At 42.7% G+C, this 17,055-nt stretch carries 16 protein-coding genes; 6 read left to right on the forward strand and 10 right to left on the reverse strand.

Features of this window, described 5'->3' with window-relative positions; genetic code table 11:
- Positions 1-55 precede the first annotated feature (55 nt).
- Entirely contained in the window at positions 56-1,312 is a 1,257-nt protein-coding gene (locus ACT3QR_RS02030; RefSeq protein WP_444519720.1) for a YbfB/YjiJ family MFS transporter, read from the forward strand.
- Between the two features lie 5 nt (positions 1,313-1,317).
- Here ACT3QR_RS02030 and ACT3QR_RS02035 read toward each other — a convergent pair whose 3' ends face one another.
- Entirely contained in the window at positions 1,318-1,806 is a 489-nt protein-coding gene (locus ACT3QR_RS02035) for an Lrp/AsnC family transcriptional regulator (protein WP_444519721.1), read from the reverse strand.
- A 221-nt stretch (positions 1,807-2,027) separates the two neighbouring features.
- Between ACT3QR_RS02035 and leuA the strand changes: the two genes are divergently transcribed.
- Complete coding sequence (gene leuA / locus ACT3QR_RS02040) at positions 2,028-3,812, forward strand: 2-isopropylmalate synthase (RefSeq protein WP_444519722.1); 1,785 nt, start codon at positions 2,028-2,030, stop codon at positions 3,810-3,812.
- Between the two features lie 216 nt (positions 3,813-4,028).
- A complete protein-coding gene (locus tag ACT3QR_RS02045) occupies positions 4,029-4,661 on the forward strand; it encodes a hypothetical protein (RefSeq protein WP_444519723.1) in 633 nt (210 codons plus the stop codon).
- A gap of 149 nt (positions 4,662-4,810) precedes the next feature.
- Here ACT3QR_RS02045 and accC read toward each other — a convergent pair whose 3' ends face one another.
- From accC to ACT3QR_RS02065, 4 genes are all read right to left on the reverse strand, one after another.
- The gene (gene accC, locus ACT3QR_RS02050; protein ID WP_444519724.1) at positions 4,811-6,172 is read right to left on the reverse strand and encodes an acetyl-CoA carboxylase biotin carboxylase subunit; all 1,362 of its coding nucleotides are present in this window, start codon (positions 6,170-6,172) and stop codon (positions 4,811-4,813) included.
- Positions 6,173-6,295: 123 nt separating this feature from the next.
- Positions 6,296-6,727 (reverse strand): acetyl-CoA carboxylase biotin carboxyl carrier protein, encoded by a 432-nt coding sequence (gene accB / locus ACT3QR_RS02055; RefSeq protein ID WP_102092842.1) that lies wholly within the window; start codon positions 6,725-6,727, stop codon positions 6,296-6,298.
- A gap of 240 nt (positions 6,728-6,967) precedes the next feature.
- A complete protein-coding gene (locus ACT3QR_RS02060) occupies positions 6,968-8,335 on the reverse strand; it encodes an MATE family efflux transporter (RefSeq protein ID WP_444519848.1) in 1,368 nt (455 codons plus the stop codon).
- A gap of 362 nt (positions 8,336-8,697) precedes the next feature.
- The gene (locus tag ACT3QR_RS02065) at positions 8,698-9,177 is read right to left on the reverse strand and encodes an EVE domain-containing protein (protein WP_444519725.1); all 480 of its coding nucleotides are present in this window, start codon (positions 9,175-9,177) and stop codon (positions 8,698-8,700) included.
- Between the two features lie 299 nt (positions 9,178-9,476).
- Here ACT3QR_RS02065 and hemW point away from each other — a divergent pair, with 299 nt between their 5' ends.
- Positions 9,477-10,787 carry a radical SAM family heme chaperone HemW gene (hemW, locus tag ACT3QR_RS02070; RefSeq protein ID WP_444519849.1) on the forward strand — a complete coding sequence of 437 codons (1,311 nt, stop codon included), beginning with the start codon at positions 9,477-9,479 and terminating at the stop codon, positions 10,785-10,787.
- Positions 10,788-10,888: 101 nt separating this feature from the next.
- On the opposite strand, the gene ACT3QR_RS02075 is transcribed toward hemW, so the two are convergent.
- The gene (locus ACT3QR_RS02075; protein ID WP_101204419.1) at positions 10,889-11,029 is read right to left on the reverse strand and encodes an entericidin A/B family lipoprotein; all 141 of its coding nucleotides are present in this window, start codon (positions 11,027-11,029) and stop codon (positions 10,889-10,891) included.
- Between the two features lie 257 nt (positions 11,030-11,286).
- On the opposite strand from ACT3QR_RS02075, the gene ACT3QR_RS02080 reads away from it, so the two are divergent.
- Complete coding sequence (locus ACT3QR_RS02080; protein ID WP_444519726.1) at positions 11,287-11,847, forward strand: tRNA (cytidine(34)-2'-O)-methyltransferase; 561 nt, start codon at positions 11,287-11,289, stop codon at positions 11,845-11,847.
- Between the two features lie 135 nt (positions 11,848-11,982).
- On the opposite strand, the gene ACT3QR_RS02085 is transcribed toward ACT3QR_RS02080, so the two are convergent.
- The 4 genes from ACT3QR_RS02085 to tusD all read right to left on the reverse strand — a co-directional run bounded on the left by ACT3QR_RS02085 (position 11,983) and on the right by tusD (position 13,572).
- Positions 11,983-12,327, reverse strand: coding sequence for a TusE/DsrC/DsvC family sulfur relay protein (locus tag ACT3QR_RS02085; protein ID WP_444519727.1), 345 nt, complete (start codon positions 12,325-12,327; stop codon positions 11,983-11,985).
- An 8-nt stretch (positions 12,328-12,335) separates the two neighbouring features.
- Complete coding sequence (locus ACT3QR_RS02090; protein ID WP_444519728.1) at positions 12,336-12,665, reverse strand: hypothetical protein; 330 nt, start codon at positions 12,663-12,665, stop codon at positions 12,336-12,338.
- Between the two features lie 54 nt (positions 12,666-12,719).
- On the reverse strand, positions 12,720-13,043 hold the full coding sequence (locus tag ACT3QR_RS02095; RefSeq protein ID WP_444519729.1) for a hypothetical protein: 324 nt from the start codon (positions 13,041-13,043) through the stop codon (positions 12,720-12,722).
- A 67-nt stretch (positions 13,044-13,110) separates the two neighbouring features.
- Complete coding sequence (gene tusD / locus ACT3QR_RS02100; RefSeq protein WP_444519730.1) at positions 13,111-13,572, reverse strand: sulfurtransferase complex subunit TusD; 462 nt, start codon at positions 13,570-13,572, stop codon at positions 13,111-13,113.
- Positions 13,573-13,980: 408 nt separating this feature from the next.
- Between tusD and glnE the strand changes: the two genes are divergently transcribed.
- Positions 13,981-16,845, forward strand: coding sequence for a bifunctional [glutamate--ammonia ligase]-adenylyl-L-tyrosine phosphorylase/[glutamate--ammonia-ligase] adenylyltransferase (glnE, locus tag ACT3QR_RS02105; protein WP_444519731.1), 2,865 nt, complete (start codon positions 13,981-13,983; stop codon positions 16,843-16,845).
- Positions 16,846-17,055 lie beyond the last annotated feature (210 nt).

Below are 17,055 nucleotides of genomic sequence, written 5' to 3' on the forward strand. Positions count from 1 at the left end.
TTTGACTGTCTAACACAAAGGATTGTGTGCTAATTGCCACAAAAATGGCTCTGTCATGATGACTGCTTTTAAAGGCCGTATGGTCCCGACGATTACCAACGAAGCTGCCATTGCCTGTATTGGTATGTACTGCATGGCAGTCGTTATGGGTTATGGACGCTTTCTCTTTACCGCCACCTTACCTGATATTATGGTGCAGTTGTCGCTATCAACGACGATTGCAGGCTGGCTGGCATCAATCAATTATATTGGCTACTTTATCGGCGCTCTCATCGCTATGTTTGTGCCTCAACGCTCGACATGGCAGGCGATGACACTTTGGGCGGTTATAAGTGTTGTCACTACGATATTGCTTGTTATACCAAATATGTCGCTCACGCTATGGTATATCATTCGCTTAATTGCCGGTATTGCAAGTGGTGTAGCGATGATTCTGAGCTCATCGTTTGTGATTCAAAACCTTAGCCCTAAGCGCCGTTCTGTATTATCAGCAGTCCATTATGCAGGTATTGGTGTTGGTATTAGTGCCTCTGCCATAGTGACATGGTGGCTATTAAAGTTGGGCTATCACTTCGATATAATTTGGCTGGTAGCAGGTGTCACCAGTTTACCGCTTGTATGGCTACTTTATACAGTAAAACCAAGACAAGTACATAGTCTGGGATCGCAACAGATTGATGACAAACAGCACGTGTCAGTACATCAGACTTACTTAAACTTCAAACGTTCTTTATATGAAGCAGTTTCTGGACATCATAAAGCGCTTACTTTGCTTTTTATTAGCTATGTATTGGCAGGGTTTGGTTATATTAGTTCAGCAACTTTTTTACCTGTCATGGCAGCGCAGCGTCTAACAACACAGATGTATGCTGGATTGATGATTTGGTTGGTCGTTGGTATTTTTGCGATGTTGTCAAACCCACTATGGGGCGCGCTTGCCAAACGTATCGGTGAGCTAAAAACCTTGATGGGGCTGACGGTATTGCAAGCGTTGGGTATGTGCTTGCCTATATGGTTTGATGGGGCGCTTGGCTTATATGGCAATGCTGCGATTTTAGGACTGACCTTTGTCGGTATGGTTTCGATGACACTTACGCTGTTTAAAAACATCAATCCTGCCTATTCTAATTTGCTGATTGCCTTGGCAACACTGGCTTATGCGTTAGGACAGTTTTTGGGGCCTTTGGTCACGGTGGCACTGGCAGGGAAAGAGGGTAATTTCAATGCTGGGTTGCTTGTCGCTGCTATCGGATTGTTGGCTGGATTGGTGCTATTGATATGGTTCCGTCGACAGTCGCTAACGACCGCCTAGATCGTCTAAACTACGCTACGGCTAAATACTTCTCGTAATTCAAAACTGGTATGAACTTGAGCCACACCTTCAATACGGTTGAGGCGGTGCAATAAAAACTCTTCATAATGTGCCATATCACGAACTCTTACCTTGATAAGATAGTCTTCTGTACGTCCTGTGACAATACTACAGCTAATGACCTCTTCAAAGCTCTGAACCTTGCGTTCAAACTGTTCAAAACGTTCTGCTGTATGTCGATCCATACTAATAGCAATAAACACAGCCAGCGGATAGCCGAGTTTTTGCGCATCAGTTTTGGTATGGTAGCCGGTGATAATATTCGCATCTTCCAAGCGTTTGATACGACGTGCGCAAGGGGTAGCAGATAGATTGACTCGCTCAGCAAGTTCAGTAATACTCATACGCGCTTGCGTTTGCAATAAGCGTAGCAACTGTCTATCTGTCTCGTCTATATCTGCTATCCCTGTACTATAAATATGATTATTTTGCATTTTTGAAGCTCTAATAGTGGATTTATTCGATTATAATATCTAAATTGTGTTTTTCCACTAAAATAATAGAAAATAAAGTAAAAGAAAGCAGGTTTCTCTCTATTAAACTTTGATATTATTAAGACATGACTAATAGTCATCTCGTATGATAAATACGGATCTAATTAACAGCTAATCGCCTAGCTAAATATACAAATAACCATATCATCTAAGGATTGATTATGTCTGACCAAGCCACGCATACTGCAGCAACAGGGACTGCAAAGATCACACCAAAAAGTGCCGATTTTGACTTCCGTAAATACCGTCCATTTGCATTTGCGCCATCGCTGCCAGATCGTACTTGGCCAAGCAAGACGATTGAGAAGTCACCAATATGGGCAAGTGTGGACCTGCGTGATGGTAATCAGGCGCTGATTGATCCGATGAATATCGAACAAAAAATGCGCTTCTTTAAGACCTTAGTAGATGTTGGTTTTAAAGAGATTGAAATTGGTTTTCCGTCAGCGGCGCAGGTAGAGTTTGACTTTGCACGTAAGCTTATCGAAGAAAACCACGTACCTGAAGATGTAACGCTTCAAGTATTGGTACAAGCGCGTGAGCATTTGATTGCTCGCACCTTTGAATCATTAAAAGGTGTCAAGCGTGCGGTTGTCCATGTCTATAACTCAACCAGCCGTGTACAACGCGAAAAAGTCTATGGTAAAGATAAAGCTGAAATCAAAGATATTGCTATTGCTGGTGCCAAGCTACTACAAGAGTATGCGGCAAAGTATCCTGAGACGGATTGGGTATTTCAGTACTCGCCAGAGAGTTTTAGTCAGACAGAGACTGAATATGCCGTCGAGGTTTGTGATGCAGTGTGTGACGTGTGGCAACCACAGCAGGGTCAGGAAGTTATTTTTAACTTGCCAGCGACGGTTGAGGCTTCTATGCCCAATGTCTTTGCTGATCAAGTAGAGTATTTTTGCCGCAATCTAAAACAGCGTGAGCATGTGATTGTGAGTTTGCATACTCATAATGACCGTGGCTGTGCCGTAGCAGCCGCTGAATTAGGTGTGCTTGCAGGTGCTGATCGTATCGAAGGCACATTGCTTGGTAATGGCGAGCGTACAGGCAACATGGATATCATGGTTATGGCCATGAACTTGTTTAGCCAAGGTATTGATCCTGAGCTTGATTTTAGTAACATGAGCGAAATTGTACAGGTTGTGAGCGAATGCAATAACTTACCATTGCACCCACGTCATCCTTACGTAGGCGAGTTGGTCTTCACAGCATTTAGTGGCTCACATCAAGATGCGATCAAGAAGTCTCTCGACTACAATGAGAGCAATCAGAGTGAAACAGACAATGTTTGGGACGTGGCGTATCTACCAATTGATCCTGCGCATATCGGTCGTAGCTATCAAGATGTGGTACGTATCAATAGTCAGTCGGGCAAAGGCGGCGTTGCATATATCTTGCAGCGTAACTATGGCTTTAACTTACCACGCTGGATGCAGATTGACTTTAGCCGTGTGGTACAAAAGCAAGCTGAAGCGGCTGCACGTGAGTTGCAGAACGATGAAATCTTGCAGACCTTTGAAGAGACTTACTTGCAGCAAGGTAAGTTTGAACTACTAGATTATAGTGTCAATAATAAAGGCGGTGAGGTTTACTTTAGTGGGCAAGTACAGATGAATAGCGATACCATTGATATTGATGGTACGGGTAATGGTCCATTATCATCATTTATCGATGGACTTGCGCAGCATACTGGCAAATCCTTGCATATCATTAACTATGCAGAGCATGCGATTAACCCGCATCATAACAGTGGCAATGGTATCGACGATGATACCAATAGCGATAACAAAACCAATGCCAATGCGGCAGCTTACATTCAACTAAATGTTGATGGTGAGGTCTATTCTGGTATCGGTACTTGTAGTAGCACGGTATCAGCCATGCTCAAAGGGGCGTTATCAGCCTTTGCTCAAGCACTAAATACAGAAGCTGCTTAGCATTAAGTAGCAACTGATATTACGCAAAATTCTGTATGCTAATAACGTCATCGCTTCTTGTTTCTAACAAGTCGAGCGCTGGCGTTATTTTTTTCGTAAAGACCTATGATATTTCGACTACATGTATATGAGCAATAGCATAATGTTACTTGTGTTTTTAGTGTCTAAGACTTACGCTAATGTATATATTAAAATATTATAAATAAAAGGTTAATTATGGAACCTATCTCATTTGCTTCATTCACCCTGGCATCTATTTTGGCCTCAATACCTGCAAATGGTGAGGCTATTACCAAGCCGACCATTACCACCCATATTAGTCCAGCTATTGCTGGACAGTGGGAAATAGACTTGGATAGCAGCGGTCCTTCTACTCGTGACACGATGGCTAAAGAAGCGGAAGCTAATCAGTCGTTAAGTAGTAAACAACAGACCAGCAGTGCAGAGCCTAAGGTGATGACAGGCATGGACGGCGGCGTACTGACTCAAAGTGAAGAGCGGGTTCTAAACACTAAACCAGTGATTAGCAAAGACTTACTGGCGTCAAATGGCAAGTCTAATCAATGCCGTGAGTTATATAATTTCAGTGCAGATAATGAGATGTGGTCCGTTAGTGGCGAAGAATGGACATACGGCCGCTATCTAGTCACTCACCGTGAAGAAGGGTTACCAGTTATTGCGATTAAGACCGTTTATGATAATAATGAAATAGATTGTTCAGGTAATCAGATTGACCAGACTGATGAAGCGTTGATTGCATTTATCAACCATGATGGCAATCAGATGCAATGGTGTGCTGACCCTGATGGTGACGAATGCTTTATGAACTTCCACAGAGTGTTGCCGTAATTAGGCATGCTCGTTGTATTTTACGTATAATCGACAGTTCATTGATGACATAAAAAAGCCGCTATATTGATAGCGGCTTTTTTTGTGTTTTTCAAATGAGGGTGGCAGTGAAACTTATTAAGCTTATCGGACTCTATAGGCGTTTCAGTCTACGACTCTTCTTTATCTTTGTTCGTATTCAACAGTTCTCTTTCAAGATAGTGAATGTTTTGCGCTTCACGGGTAAAGTTATCGTCGGCCAAAATCACATCGCGATGCAAAGGTATATTTGTTTTAATGCCTTCAATAACTAGCTCATCAAGGGCATGTACAGTCTTAGCAACGGCTTGCTGACGAGTTTGACCATGACAGATCAGTTTACCAATCAATGAATCATAATAGGTCGGTATCTCATAGCCAGGGTATAAATGAGAGTCAAAGCGAATGCCAGAACCACTTGGTGTGAACAGTTGGCTAATAGTACCTGGACAAGGCACGAAAGTCGCTGCATCTTCGGCATTGATACGACATTCAATTGCATGACCTTGGATCTCAATCTCACTTTGACGATAAGACAGGCCATAACCAGCAGCAATTTTGAGCTGTTCGACGACGACATCAATACCAGTGATCATCTCAGTCACTGGATGCTCAACCTGTACACGAGTGTTCATTTCAATAAAGAAAAACTCATTGTTTTCAAATAAAAACTCAAACGTGCCAGCACCGCGGTATTTAACAAGCTCACATGCTTTTACACAAGCTTTTAAAATTGGCTCACGTACATCATCTGGAATGTCTGGGGCAGGTGCCTCTTCTAGTACTTTTTGATGGCGACGCTGCAATGAGCAATCACGATCATATAAATGAATAGCATTACCGTTACCATCACCTAGCACCTGTATTTCTACGTGGCGCGGGTTTTGTAGATAGCGCTCCATATAGACAGTATCATCACCAAACCATAGCTCAGCTTCTTGTTTGGCAGCTTGCACTTGACCAATCAACTCGTCAAAGCGTTCAACCACACGCATACCGCGTCCACCGCCACCAGAAGCTGCTTTAATCAATAGTGGGAAGCCAATATTGCGTGCTTGCTCCTCAGCATTATGCAGGGTTACAGCGCCAACTGAACCAGGTACAGTTGGTACGCCAGCTTTTTTCATGGCGTTGATGGCAGAGACTTTGTTGCCCATGAGGCGAATATGATCAGCATTAGGACCAACGAAGGTCAATCCTGCTTCTTCTACTTGTTCAGCAAATTCAGCGTTCTCAGACAAAAATCCATAGCCAGGATGGATAGCATCTGCACCAGTGATTTCAGCAGCGGTTAAGATGGTGTTGATATCAAGGTAGCTTTGGTTAGCATTAGGCTTGCCAATACAAATTGCCTCATCAACAAAGCGCAAGTGCATCAGATTGGCATCAGCAGTAGAGTATACACCTACCGTTTGGATACCTAGCGCTTTACAGGCGCGGACGATGCGCAGAGCAATTTCACCTCTGTTGGCAATGAGCAATTTTTTTATCATGGGTTCATCCTTGTCGAAGCGTCAGTCATGGACTGAGTTTCGATACATGGCATCATGTTATTTGGCTTTGATGCGTTATATATCAAAAGTCAGCCATAATGAAATAAAGTATGGCAAATATCGTTACGCTTTGTAGCGTATGACAGGTTGACCGAACTGTACGACTTCAGAGTTATCTACCAAGATTTCGTCAACAATACCACTTTGAGTCGCTTCAAGCGGGTTCATGATTTTCATGGCTTCGATAATACCTAAAGTATCACCTGCCTGAACCTTTTGACCAACTTTCACAAATGGTGGATCATTAGGGCTTGGTGCTGAATAGAAAACACCAACCATTGGTGAAGACTCAACGCTACCTGCTTTTTCTGCAGGTTTGCCTTCAACAGCGGCAGCAGGAGCAGCGCTCGCAGCTGGAGCAGCCATCATAGTTGGCGCAGGTGCGTCATAGTGACGAGTTAAGCTAATATGCTCGTCGTCTGAACTGATTTCTAAATTAACCAGTTCACTTTCTTCCATAAGGGCGATGAGGGTGCGTATTTTTTCAATATCCATAGTTTTTATCTGGCCTTGTACTAAATTCGAGAAATAGTGTAACTAAATATTGTCTAATTAATTGCTAATGATACCTAGATTCAAGACAATGAGCAATCAATGTACAGTTGTTAACTGAAGATTTTTACATATTTTGACGTAAGCCATCTTTTTAGCAAGAAAATATCTACGATTTTTCATAGTCTGTATGATCAGATGACACTAATGATGGCTATAAAATACAATCCATGAATAGTTAGCCTAACCCCACAGCACAGTTAAACGTTTTTGCTGATAGCGTAGGCGCAAAGTAAGTAAGATAGATGATAAGAATAAACCTGTAATCAATGCCATCCAAAAGCCTTGAGCACCAACGTCAGTGAAACGCACTAGATAGACACCCAGCGGTAGAGCAACTAACCAATAGCAAAAAAGCGTTACCCACATCGGGATAGTTGTATCTTGCATACCGCGCAATATACCAGCGACATTGACTTGCCAGCCATCAAATAACTGATAGGCAAGTGCAAAGATAAGCAAATGCATGGACTGAGCCCTGACTTCTGGATTGTCAGTGAATGCTGCTGCTAATTCTGGTCTAAATAACCATATTCCAAGCATACAAGTCAAAGCAATTAATACCGTCCAAATAAGCCCAGTAGCTTGCACTTGACGGAGTGCTAGTAGATTTTTTTGACCAAATCGATTGGATATCATGATAGTGAGCGCCATGGCGACAGATATCGGTATCATAAATAGCTGAGAGGTGACTGACAGTGCCACCTGATGCGACGCTGTTGCCAGCTCACCTAATGGACTAATAACAAGTGCACCTAAGCTAAATAAACTGGCTTCAAAAAAGATAGAGACACCAATAGGAATACCAAGTTTTAATAGCTTTTTAATCTGTGTGCGATTGGGGCTTGAAAAACCATAAAAGAATCGCGTACTCATAAATTCGCGGCGCTTGGTAAAGCTAGTATAGGCAGCAAGCAATAGGACATTTATCCATAATACCAATGCTGTCGCTACACCGCAGCCTGCTCCGCCCATTTCGGGCATACCAAAGAGCCCGTGAATAAAAATATAATTCAAAGGAATGTCTGCGAGTAGACCAATAACACTGATGACAGTGACAGGCTCAGGACGGCCTAATGCCTCACAATAACTGCGTAGCACGGCATACACAGCAAGCGCTGGGAAACCAAATGAGACGCCATGTAAATATTGCGTTGCTATCGGTTGAATATTCTCAGGTACACCCATGATGCCAAGAAGATTGGGAGCCAAATTGACGATGATAAAACCGATGATACCAATGACACCAGCAGTCCATAAAGACTGCTGCGTAATGTGTGGCACTTGACCGTGCTGGTCTTGGCCAATCGCTTCACCAATGAGAGGCGTGGTTGCGATAAGCACACCTGTGGCCAATAAAAACAGCGGTAGCCAAATACCAGACCCAACGGCTACCGCAGCCAAATCAAGCGCCGAGACTTGACCTGCCATGATAGCATCGACTACCCCAAGTGCTGCTTGGCAAAACTGAGTGATTAAAATAGGGAATGCAAGTACGCCTAAACGCAAGCTGTAGCTTTTAAAATCTTTGAAAGACAATGGAAAAACCATGGTAAGCAACTTTTTATTCTTTGCAGTAAGTGTTATTAAAGTAGTTGTTATTAATAAACAAACACTGATATCAATCGATTAATATTGATGCAGTAAGGAGAGGTTAGTGCCGACGATAATACTCCGATAAACAAGATGAGCAAGCTTATATAGGTAGAGTATGAAAATAAAAGTAAAGACACTAAAATAAAAATAACCCGCCGATCCAAATAATGGATTGACAGGTCATATACATAGTAAGATGGTAAAGAAGCCACACTATGATGTCAACGTTTTAGCGCCGCTATAAAGGTATTAATCTTAGGTTTTTTGTACTCTATTTCATAGCCGATAAGCAATAGCCAATAGGTGACTTAACAAGTTTACTCCGGCAACAACTCAAGTGTCTCTGCCATATTCATAATCGCTCGCCAATGTTTGGGTTCTAATGGAATCACTGTTAATTGCTGACAACCTTTTCTTAGCAGTAATGAGTCTTCCAAAGCGGGTAAAAACTTTAGCTCTGATAATGGTAATACTTCTGTAAAAGCTTGTTCAAACGTAAGATCTACCATATACCAGCGAGGTTCCTCTTCCGTCGCAATAGGATCATAATGACGATGCTCAGGGTGAAACTGAGTAGGATCAGGATACCCTGCTGTAGTGACTGTCATGATACCAGCGACTCCAGATGGCTTGGCGCTAGAGTGATAAAAGAATACCTTATCACCAACTTTCATATCGTCGCGCATAAAATTACGCGCACGATAGTTACGAACGCCGTCCCAACCATCGGTGCCCAAACGCTGCAAATCTTCAATACCAAAAAATTTAGGGTTGGATTTCATTAACCAATACGCCATATATCTGTCCTTTGATTCTTTATTTATTCTTCAATTCGTTCTTAAATTTACTAGGGTTAGTTCCTATTAATTTACTCTCAAACATATTTTTAATAGTGTCTGTTTTAAGAAGGCCTCTATATACTGCTCCTAAGTTGCCATGGTGAATAGGGCATTTATACGTGTTTTTGTTAATAGATTTATGATAGATAGGCTTTTCTTTATCTCATCTAATCGCTATCCTAGCGTTATTTTTGATACCGACCATTATTGCTTACTATAAAATAAGTTTATTTATGCCCAAAGTGAATACAGACAGTATGCCAAATGACCTTGAGACGTTAAGTCTTACTGAACCACAGACAGATACTATCGCGATAGATGTAACCGACATTCCATTGTCTCTTTACATTCACATTCCGTGGTGTGTAAAGAAGTGTCCTTATTGCGATTTTAATTCGCATGAGCTACCGATGGATAGCGAGCTATCTATGTATGAGGAATACGTCGATGCATTACTGTTAGACGCCGCGATGCAGCAACCTTTAACTCAGGGCCGAAAGATAGGTTCGATATTTATCGGTGGTGGCACGCCGTCGTTGCTGCCTATTGCTCAGTATCAGCGATTGTTTACTGGTTTACGTACATGTTTTGAATTTGCAGCAGACATCGAAGTCACGATGGAGGCGAACCCCGGCACGCTTGAGCATGCGCCATTCGCTCAATATTTAGAGGTTGGTATCAATCGTCTGTCTATTGGCGTACAGAGCTTTGCCGCTGATAAGCTTAAAGTACTTGGACGTATCCATGATCCTGTGCAAGCGTTATCAGCGATTCGAGCTGCCAAAGCGGCTGGTTTTCAGCGGATTAACGTTGATTTGATGCATGGTCTACCGCAGCAAACCATGAATGAAGCGCTAACAGATATTCAAATGGCACATGATGCAGGCGCAACGCATATTTCTTGGTATCAACTGACCATTGAGCCAAATACCGTATTTTACCGCAGTCAGCCAATTTTACCCGATGAAGACAATTTGGCGGATATTGAAAAAGCAGGTCAAGCGTTATTGCAGCAACTAGGTTATAGCAACTATGAGGTATCTGCTTGGGCTGGTGCGTTGGACAAACCATGCCGTCATAATATCAACTATTGGCAATTTGGCGACTATCTAGCAATCGGCGCAGGAGCTCATGGTAAAGTAACGATTGGTCGTAACAACGGTATCGATAGTGATTTTTTAGCATCAAAAGGTAGAAATGAAGATGACCTATTAGTAGCATCAGGTATCTATCGTTTCAGCAAATCGCGTTTGCCAAAAGATTATGTAGTGGTGAGAACAGACACCATAGAGAAGTCTGATATACACCAAGCTACGCCAAAAATGGTTGGCTGGCAAGCGATTAATCAAGAAGAGTTGGTGAGCGAGTTTATGCTAAACGCGCTGCGTTTACATGGCGGCGTCGCTTGGTCGATGTTTGAAAAGAGAACTGGATTAGCGCTCGATAGTGTTATTGAACAAGTAAATAGTTTAGTCAAACAAGGATTGTTGGTAGATAGTGATACGCAGTTGCAACCGACTGTATTAGGGCAGCGTTATCTCAATCAAATATTACGCGCATTTTTATAAAACGGCACTTGGATGATAGGTGAATAGCAGCGAATTGAGAATATAAAAAAGGCTTATCAAACAAATGATAAGCCCTTTTCAAAATCTAAAAAAATCAAACCTTAGATTTTATCTTGTACGTCTTGTGCGCCGCCAGTTACAGCGTTTCCAGCGCTTGATACGTCTTGACCAAGGCCTTTAAACGTGTTGCAACCAGTTAAAACAAACATAGCGGTTAAAGATGCGATGATTACTTTTTTCATAATAGTATCCTCAAAAATAAGTGAATGGTTATAAGTAACAACAGTGATGCCAAGCATCGTGCTCAAGCGTCACTGAAGGGGTATTGGATAAGACAGTCACACGTAAGTGCTATCGCGTTATCCGTTACAGACATCATAGTGAAAGTTAAAAACGCTGCACAGTATCAAAATGTAATTATTGGCAGTAAACTGTAACTTTCGATTACCTACCGCTCATAAATTTAAATAATAGAGCGTTGAATATTTGTGGAGTAAGTATGACCATTCATATCGTGCTAGTAGCACCAAAGATGCCAAGTAATACTGGTAATATTATTCGACTGTGTGCCAATAGCGGCGCACAGCTGCATTTGGTCAGGCCATTGGGGTTTGAGCTTGATGATAAAAAGCTACGCCGTGCAGGTCTCGATTATCATGAATATGCTCATTTACAAGTGCATGAAGATTGGACGGCCGCAAGGCAAGCATTACAAGCCGCTGACTGCAATGTCGTAACGGCATTGACGACCAAGCTGAGTAAACCGTTTTACGATTATGACTTTGGTAAACACTTAGACTCTGAAGCATCTGATAAGGCCGCTATGCCCAATATTGCGCTAGTATTCGGTTCTGAGACAGCAGGTTTGGCAGATGATATACGTGAAGATATTGGTGCTGACAATTGGCTCAGACTACCCATGTTAGCTGACTCACGTAGTTTGAATTTATCAAATAGCGTTGCTATCTGTTTGTACGAGATATGGAGACAGCAAGGATTTTCAGGCGATGAAGGTCGTAGTGTCGGATACGAGACATTGACAGTCTATGACCCAAAATAGACGTTTAATAAGACAGTAGCGATGGACTTAAAAGTATTTGCGTACTCAATGAGCAGTGAAGTATTAGATACTGCTCATTCACTTATACTGATTATTTAGCATGATATCTAGTGTGTCTTATTGCTTATAAATCACTTATAAACAGTTTGGGGGCTTGGGTAAGCCTGCCAAACGGTTGACATGACGTGCAACCAAACCTGTATTAAACAGCTGCTGCAGTTTTTGATTGCTAATATCTAATTCTGGCAAAGTCTTTTGTAGCCATTTGATTAATGGACGGGTTGCTGGCGCGTGATTGAATTTATCAAAAAACGCGCGCACTTGTAGCAAGATTTCTAAATGCTCATCGCTCAGATTGACCTCTAGTGTGTCTGCCAATTGCTGCGCGATAACAGGCGTCCAAATCGTATGGTCACATAGATGGCCGTCTTGATCTAATTCGATATCAGCCGCCGATAATGCAGCGTTGTGAGTGGTCATGTCATTACTCATAAGGCAATTGTCACCACTTTGTTAAACTGACTGCTCTGAGTCAGATTAACCCATTCTGCGTCTGTTAAGATAGCAGTCAACTTAGTCTCTAAATCAAGTTTACCAGTTGTATTTGGTGTGAGCTGTGCGATGTCATCGGCTAATGCGTAAATACCAGCAATACCATCCATATCGCTATCATTTAAGTAAGCACTGAACCAATCAAGAAAAGCAGGAGTGCTGCCAAGCAAGAGTATACTGTCGCCTGTGCGCCAAGTGCGAGACATCTCTTCAGTGCTACGTCTAAGGGAATCCATCGTGCTATGCAATTGATATAAAGTTGCCATAAAGGTGTCCGATTACGTGCTTTATTATTTTATAAGTCTAAGCTATGTAGTAATTTAAAAGGTGAGTATCTGTTCGAACTCTTGTGAGTTAATGACTTCTGGTATGAATGTGAGCTGTGATGCCAGATCTGTCGGCAACATACCAGTGACCCAGCCGCTAAAGACGTCATCGGGTAGCCAAGCTGCGGGCATATCGTAAAGCTCAAGTGATTGAATCATACCATGCAGCCGCGAGTCAGATTGCATCAATAATCCAAAGACTGGCGCATCTAAGAACAGTTGCACCTCATGACCAAATGTCGCTAACGTTAGCGCCAGCGCACAGCCTTCGTAGCTTGCTGCTTCAGTGGGCGTGTGCAGCTGAATTAATAATCTCATAATTTTTTCCTAAAAATATTTACTACTACTAGTGATCTCAATAGACAAACTATCAAACGACACGCTATCAAAACTGTATCAAACGACAGTTATCCTGCATCATCATTGCAAGCTCACTGAGTCCCACTAACGTAAACCCTGTCGCAAGATTGGCACCGTCGAGCTGATGGCGTGTGCTGTTGTCTACATCACTCACACCGCGGCTAAGTGCTGTGCTGACACAGACAGGTAGTGATAATTGATACTGTTCAGCCAAAGACTGCCACTCTTTGGTCAGGTCTAGTTGATCGGCTGACTGCCAACGCAATCGATTGGCTATATGAGCCGAATCGCCATAAAAAAAGATATTGAGTAGGGGCTGTTCAGTGGTAGCGTTATCACTGCTGCCTGTACTATTAGTGTCAGTGTCATTAATATTATGACTATTCGCTGCGTTCTCTAAGTAAGCGCGTGCGTAGCGTAACGCTAAATGTGCCAATGGATGACTAGGATCAGCAGTAATCAGTAGTAACGGGGTAGTGGTTGTCATAAGGCGCAGTATCACATATTGTAAATAAGAATTTAAAAATTATGGCCAAATTGCTATAAATACTTTTTATAAAGTAATTTGGTCGTTATTATTATAGCGCTTGTGTGTAGATTTTCGTGGCAGAAAACAGAATTTATACTGATAACACGACGTACAGCGGATCATACTGTCACATCAAATATGGTTATGTCATAAAAGAGAGGTGAGTCGTTTCTATCAAAGATGTTTATGCTAACATAAAGCGCCGCAAACCAAATAGAATCACTGTTATTTAACGTGGTTTTATCTCAAGTGTAGGCACACTGAGTATTATTGCTTGATGCTGTGACTGCCTCGTAAGAAAAAACAATAAACTTATGAGCTAGGTTCACGTAATCTTACCATTCTATGTAAGGAGTTTTTGTCAATATGTTACCTGCTATGCCCTCACGTGTTAACAATGGTACAGATTATCAGCCTACCGTAGAACAACTGCAAGTCCTAGAAATAGCGAGTGAGTTCGCTTATCAAATTTGGGAAAGTCGGACCGTTTCATGTCAGACATTTTTGCGTAGTTACCCATTGAACAGTACGTTAACCCGCCAGCAAATCGATGATCTAATACAAGATTATACACTAGATGAAAACTATCAACTCGCTGATGAGGCCAAGGTCATGAGTGGTCTGCGTCACTTGCGGACGCTACTGATGATGCGTTGGATTTGGCAAGATGCCTTGCAGACGATCAGTCTTGAACAACTGACGGATGAGTTGTCTGAGTTTGCAGATGGCTGTATCTCCTTTGCTAAAGACTATACCTATCAACACTTGGCTGCTAAGTATGGTGAGCCAACCTTTATCAATGCGCAAGGCAATGTACAGATTGATGATATGGCGATTATGGCCATGGGTAAGCTCGGTGCACAAGAGCTGAACTTATCAAGTGATATTGATCTTATTTTCGTGCATCAAGCACGCGGCGAAACCAATGGAAACAAAGCAAAAGGCACACGCAGCGTAGACAACAAACGTTTTATGAATAGGTTGGGTCAAGGCATCATTAAGCTACTTGATAATAAGACCGCTGATGGTTTTGTTTTTCGAGTAGATATGCGACTGCGACCCTGGGGTGATGGCAGTGATTTGGCCATTCATCTGTCCGCATTACAAAAATACTTTACGATGCATGGGCGTGCATGGGAGCGTTTTGCATGGTTAAAAGCGCGCGTGGTCGGACAAATAGACCAACCATTTTATGATGAGATACAAGCGTTGATTAAGCCGTTTGTTTTTCGTTATTACGTGGACTATAGTGCATTTTCGGCATTGAGAGAGATGAAGTCTCTTATTCAAAACCAAGTTGCACAACGTGAAGATTTAGATAATATCAAGCTTGGTGCTGGCGGCATCAGAGATATTGAGTTTATCGTACAAGCCTTTCAGCTGATCTATGGCGGGCGGCATCCACAGCTACAAATCAAACCTTGCCTGCAAGCGATGCAAGTATTGTGCGAACTCGGCTACCTAGAGCATTCAACTTATGAGCAGCTGCAGGCCGCATATCGGTTCTTACGCCGGCTTGAACATGCTATTCAAGCAATTAACGATCAGCAGACCCAGCGCTTACCACATGATGAGCAGTGGCAAGACAATTTGGCAGTGACGCTGAATTTTGAAAGTTGGAGTGCCTTATTAGACCAACTTAATCGTCATCGTGAGAGTGTCAATGTACCGTTTGAGCGTATGGTCACTGAGCGTCAAGTACCCGACAACGAAGATACTGATTTGGAGCCAGAGCATTTAGAGGAGCAAATTGCCCGTTTAAATGAGGTATTAACAGAAGAAAATCGCGAGTTACTACAGAACTTCTGGCAATCAAAAATGGTGGCAAACTTAAGTGAGGAGGCGAGAGAGCGTTTAGATGACGCATATCCTGTTATCGTTCATGCATTGTTAGCGCATCAAGAACAACAGCAACTTGCCAACGCTGCTTTACCGCGATTGGTTTCACTGCTTGAAGCGATATGTCGTCGTTCTATCTACTTGGTTATGATTGCTGAAAACCCAAACGCAACGATTGAGCTGATTCCAATGCTATCTGCTAGTCCGTGGATTGCAAAAGAGTTGGCTCAGTATCCTGTGTTATTGGATACTTTCTTACAGCAGCGTTATCGCCATCTGCCAGAAAAACCTGAGCTGCGTGATATCCTGCGCCAACAGCTATTGCGCGTTGAACCAAATGATGAAGAAGAGCTGTTGACCGTCCTGCGACTATTCAAAAAGAACCAAGTTTTGGCTGTCGCTGCTAGTGATGTATTGGCTGAACGCCCAATCATGAAGGTATCAGACTCATTAACTTACATCGCTGAGGTAGTGCTAGAAGCAGCATTAGAGCGCGCTTTTGCAGAGATTGTTAACCGTTATGGATATCCTATTGGTCAAGATGGCGATCCGGTAACTGAAGCGGACTGCGGCTTTGCGATTATCGGTTATGGCAAGCTTGGTGGCTTAGAACTGTCGTATTCTTCAGATTTGGACTTGGTATTCTTACACAAAATAAAAGAGCAGGGCATGACCACTGGTGAGAAGTCAGTCAGTGGTATGAAGTTTGCCGCGCGTCTGGTACAAAAGCTGATGAACTATCTCAATACTCAAACACGTGATGGACGTGCCTATGAGATTGACATGCGTCTGCGGCCTTCAGGCAATGCTGGCATGATGGTGGTGTCTTGTCATGCTTTTGAAACCTATCAAATTGACAAAGCATGGTCATGGGAGCATCAAGCGCTGGTACGTGCTCGCGCAATCTGCGGAGATAAGCGTGTCACCGCCCGCTTCTGTGATATTCGCCGCGACGTACTGTCACTACCTCGGACACTGGATCAAGTGCGTAGTGAAGTCACTAGTATGCGTATCAAAATGCAAAAGCATCTTGGTACGAAGCAGTGGCAAAGGGAGGCCGCCAAATTTCATCTCAAGCAAGATGCAGGCGGTATTGTAGATATTGAGTTTTTAGCACAGTTTGCTGTATTGGCTTACTCGCACGAATATCCGAGTTTGGCCAAATGGAGCGATAATGTGCGAATTTTTGAAGAAGTGGCTTTGCTTGGTATTTGGGATAATCAGGTTTGTCAAGATTTGACCGATGCCTATCTAAGGATACGTGCTGCTACGCATCAGTTGGCACTATCAGAGCAGTCTTTACTCGTTAATGAGTCGCTATGGCAGGAGACGCGAGCTTTGGTACAGTCACAGTGGCAGCATCTCATGGGCGTGGAGACAGACGACGAGTAATATCGAAACTCGTATGATTAAGGTCTTGCCGATAGTTCAAGAGACGCTTAAACTGTAATGCGCTACTATGCATAAAAGCGATGAATAAAAACTATGGACAGAAACGGTAGCTAGGCACGATATAATGAAAAACCATATAATGCCAAACCAAAAGATTTCATTTGCTAATGCGGCCAGTGATATAATCGATCAAACATCATCATGATACTG

Source organism: Psychrobacter sp. AOP7-B1-25 (assembly GCF_052376195.1).
Lineage (GTDB): Bacteria > Pseudomonadota > Gammaproteobacteria > Pseudomonadales > Moraxellaceae > Psychrobacter.

Excerpts from the sequence above, each read along its gene's own strand:
- ACT3QR_RS02030 (WP_444519720.1), top strand. The coding sequence starts at position 56 with ATGATGACTGCTTTTAAAGGCCGTATGGTCCCGACGATTACCAACGAA.
- ACT3QR_RS02035 (WP_444519721.1), bottom strand. The coding sequence starts at position 1,806 with ATGCAAAATAATCATATTTATAGTACAGGGATAGCAGATATAGACGAG.
- leuA (WP_444519722.1), top strand. The coding sequence starts at position 2,028 with ATGTCTGACCAAGCCACGCATACTGCAGCAACAGGGACTGCAAAGATC.
- ACT3QR_RS02045 (WP_444519723.1), top strand. The coding sequence starts at position 4,029 with ATGGAACCTATCTCATTTGCTTCATTCACCCTGGCATCTATTTTGGCC.
- accC (WP_444519724.1), bottom strand. The coding sequence starts at position 6,172 with ATGATAAAAAAATTGCTCATTGCCAACAGAGGTGAAATTGCTCTGCGC.
- accB (WP_102092842.1), bottom strand. The coding sequence starts at position 6,727 with ATGGATATTGAAAAAATACGCACCCTCATCGCCCTTATGGAAGAAAGT.
- ACT3QR_RS02060 (WP_444519848.1), bottom strand. The coding sequence starts at position 8,335 with ATGGTTTTTCCATTGTCTTTCAAAGATTTTAAAAGCTACAGCTTGCGT.
- ACT3QR_RS02065 (WP_444519725.1), bottom strand. The coding sequence starts at position 9,177 with ATGGCGTATTGGTTAATGAAATCCAACCCTAAATTTTTTGGTATTGAA.
- hemW (WP_444519849.1), top strand. The coding sequence starts at position 9,477 with ATGCCAAATGACCTTGAGACGTTAAGTCTTACTGAACCACAGACAGAT.
- ACT3QR_RS02075 (WP_101204419.1), bottom strand. The coding sequence starts at position 11,029 with ATGAAAAAAGTAATCATCGCATCTTTAACCGCTATGTTTGTTTTAACT.
- ACT3QR_RS02080 (WP_444519726.1), top strand. The coding sequence starts at position 11,287 with ATGACCATTCATATCGTGCTAGTAGCACCAAAGATGCCAAGTAATACT.
- ACT3QR_RS02085 (WP_444519727.1), bottom strand. The coding sequence starts at position 12,327 with ATGACCACTCACAACGCTGCATTATCGGCGGCTGATATCGAATTAGAT.
- ACT3QR_RS02090 (WP_444519728.1), bottom strand. The coding sequence starts at position 12,665 with ATGGCAACTTTATATCAATTGCATAGCACGATGGATTCCCTTAGACGT.
- ACT3QR_RS02095 (WP_444519729.1), bottom strand. The coding sequence starts at position 13,043 with ATGAGATTATTAATTCAGCTGCACACGCCCACTGAAGCAGCAAGCTAC.
- tusD (WP_444519730.1), bottom strand. The coding sequence starts at position 13,572 with ATGACAACCACTACCCCGTTACTACTGATTACTGCTGATCCTAGTCAT.
- glnE (WP_444519731.1), top strand. The coding sequence starts at position 13,981 with ATGTTACCTGCTATGCCCTCACGTGTTAACAATGGTACAGATTATCAG.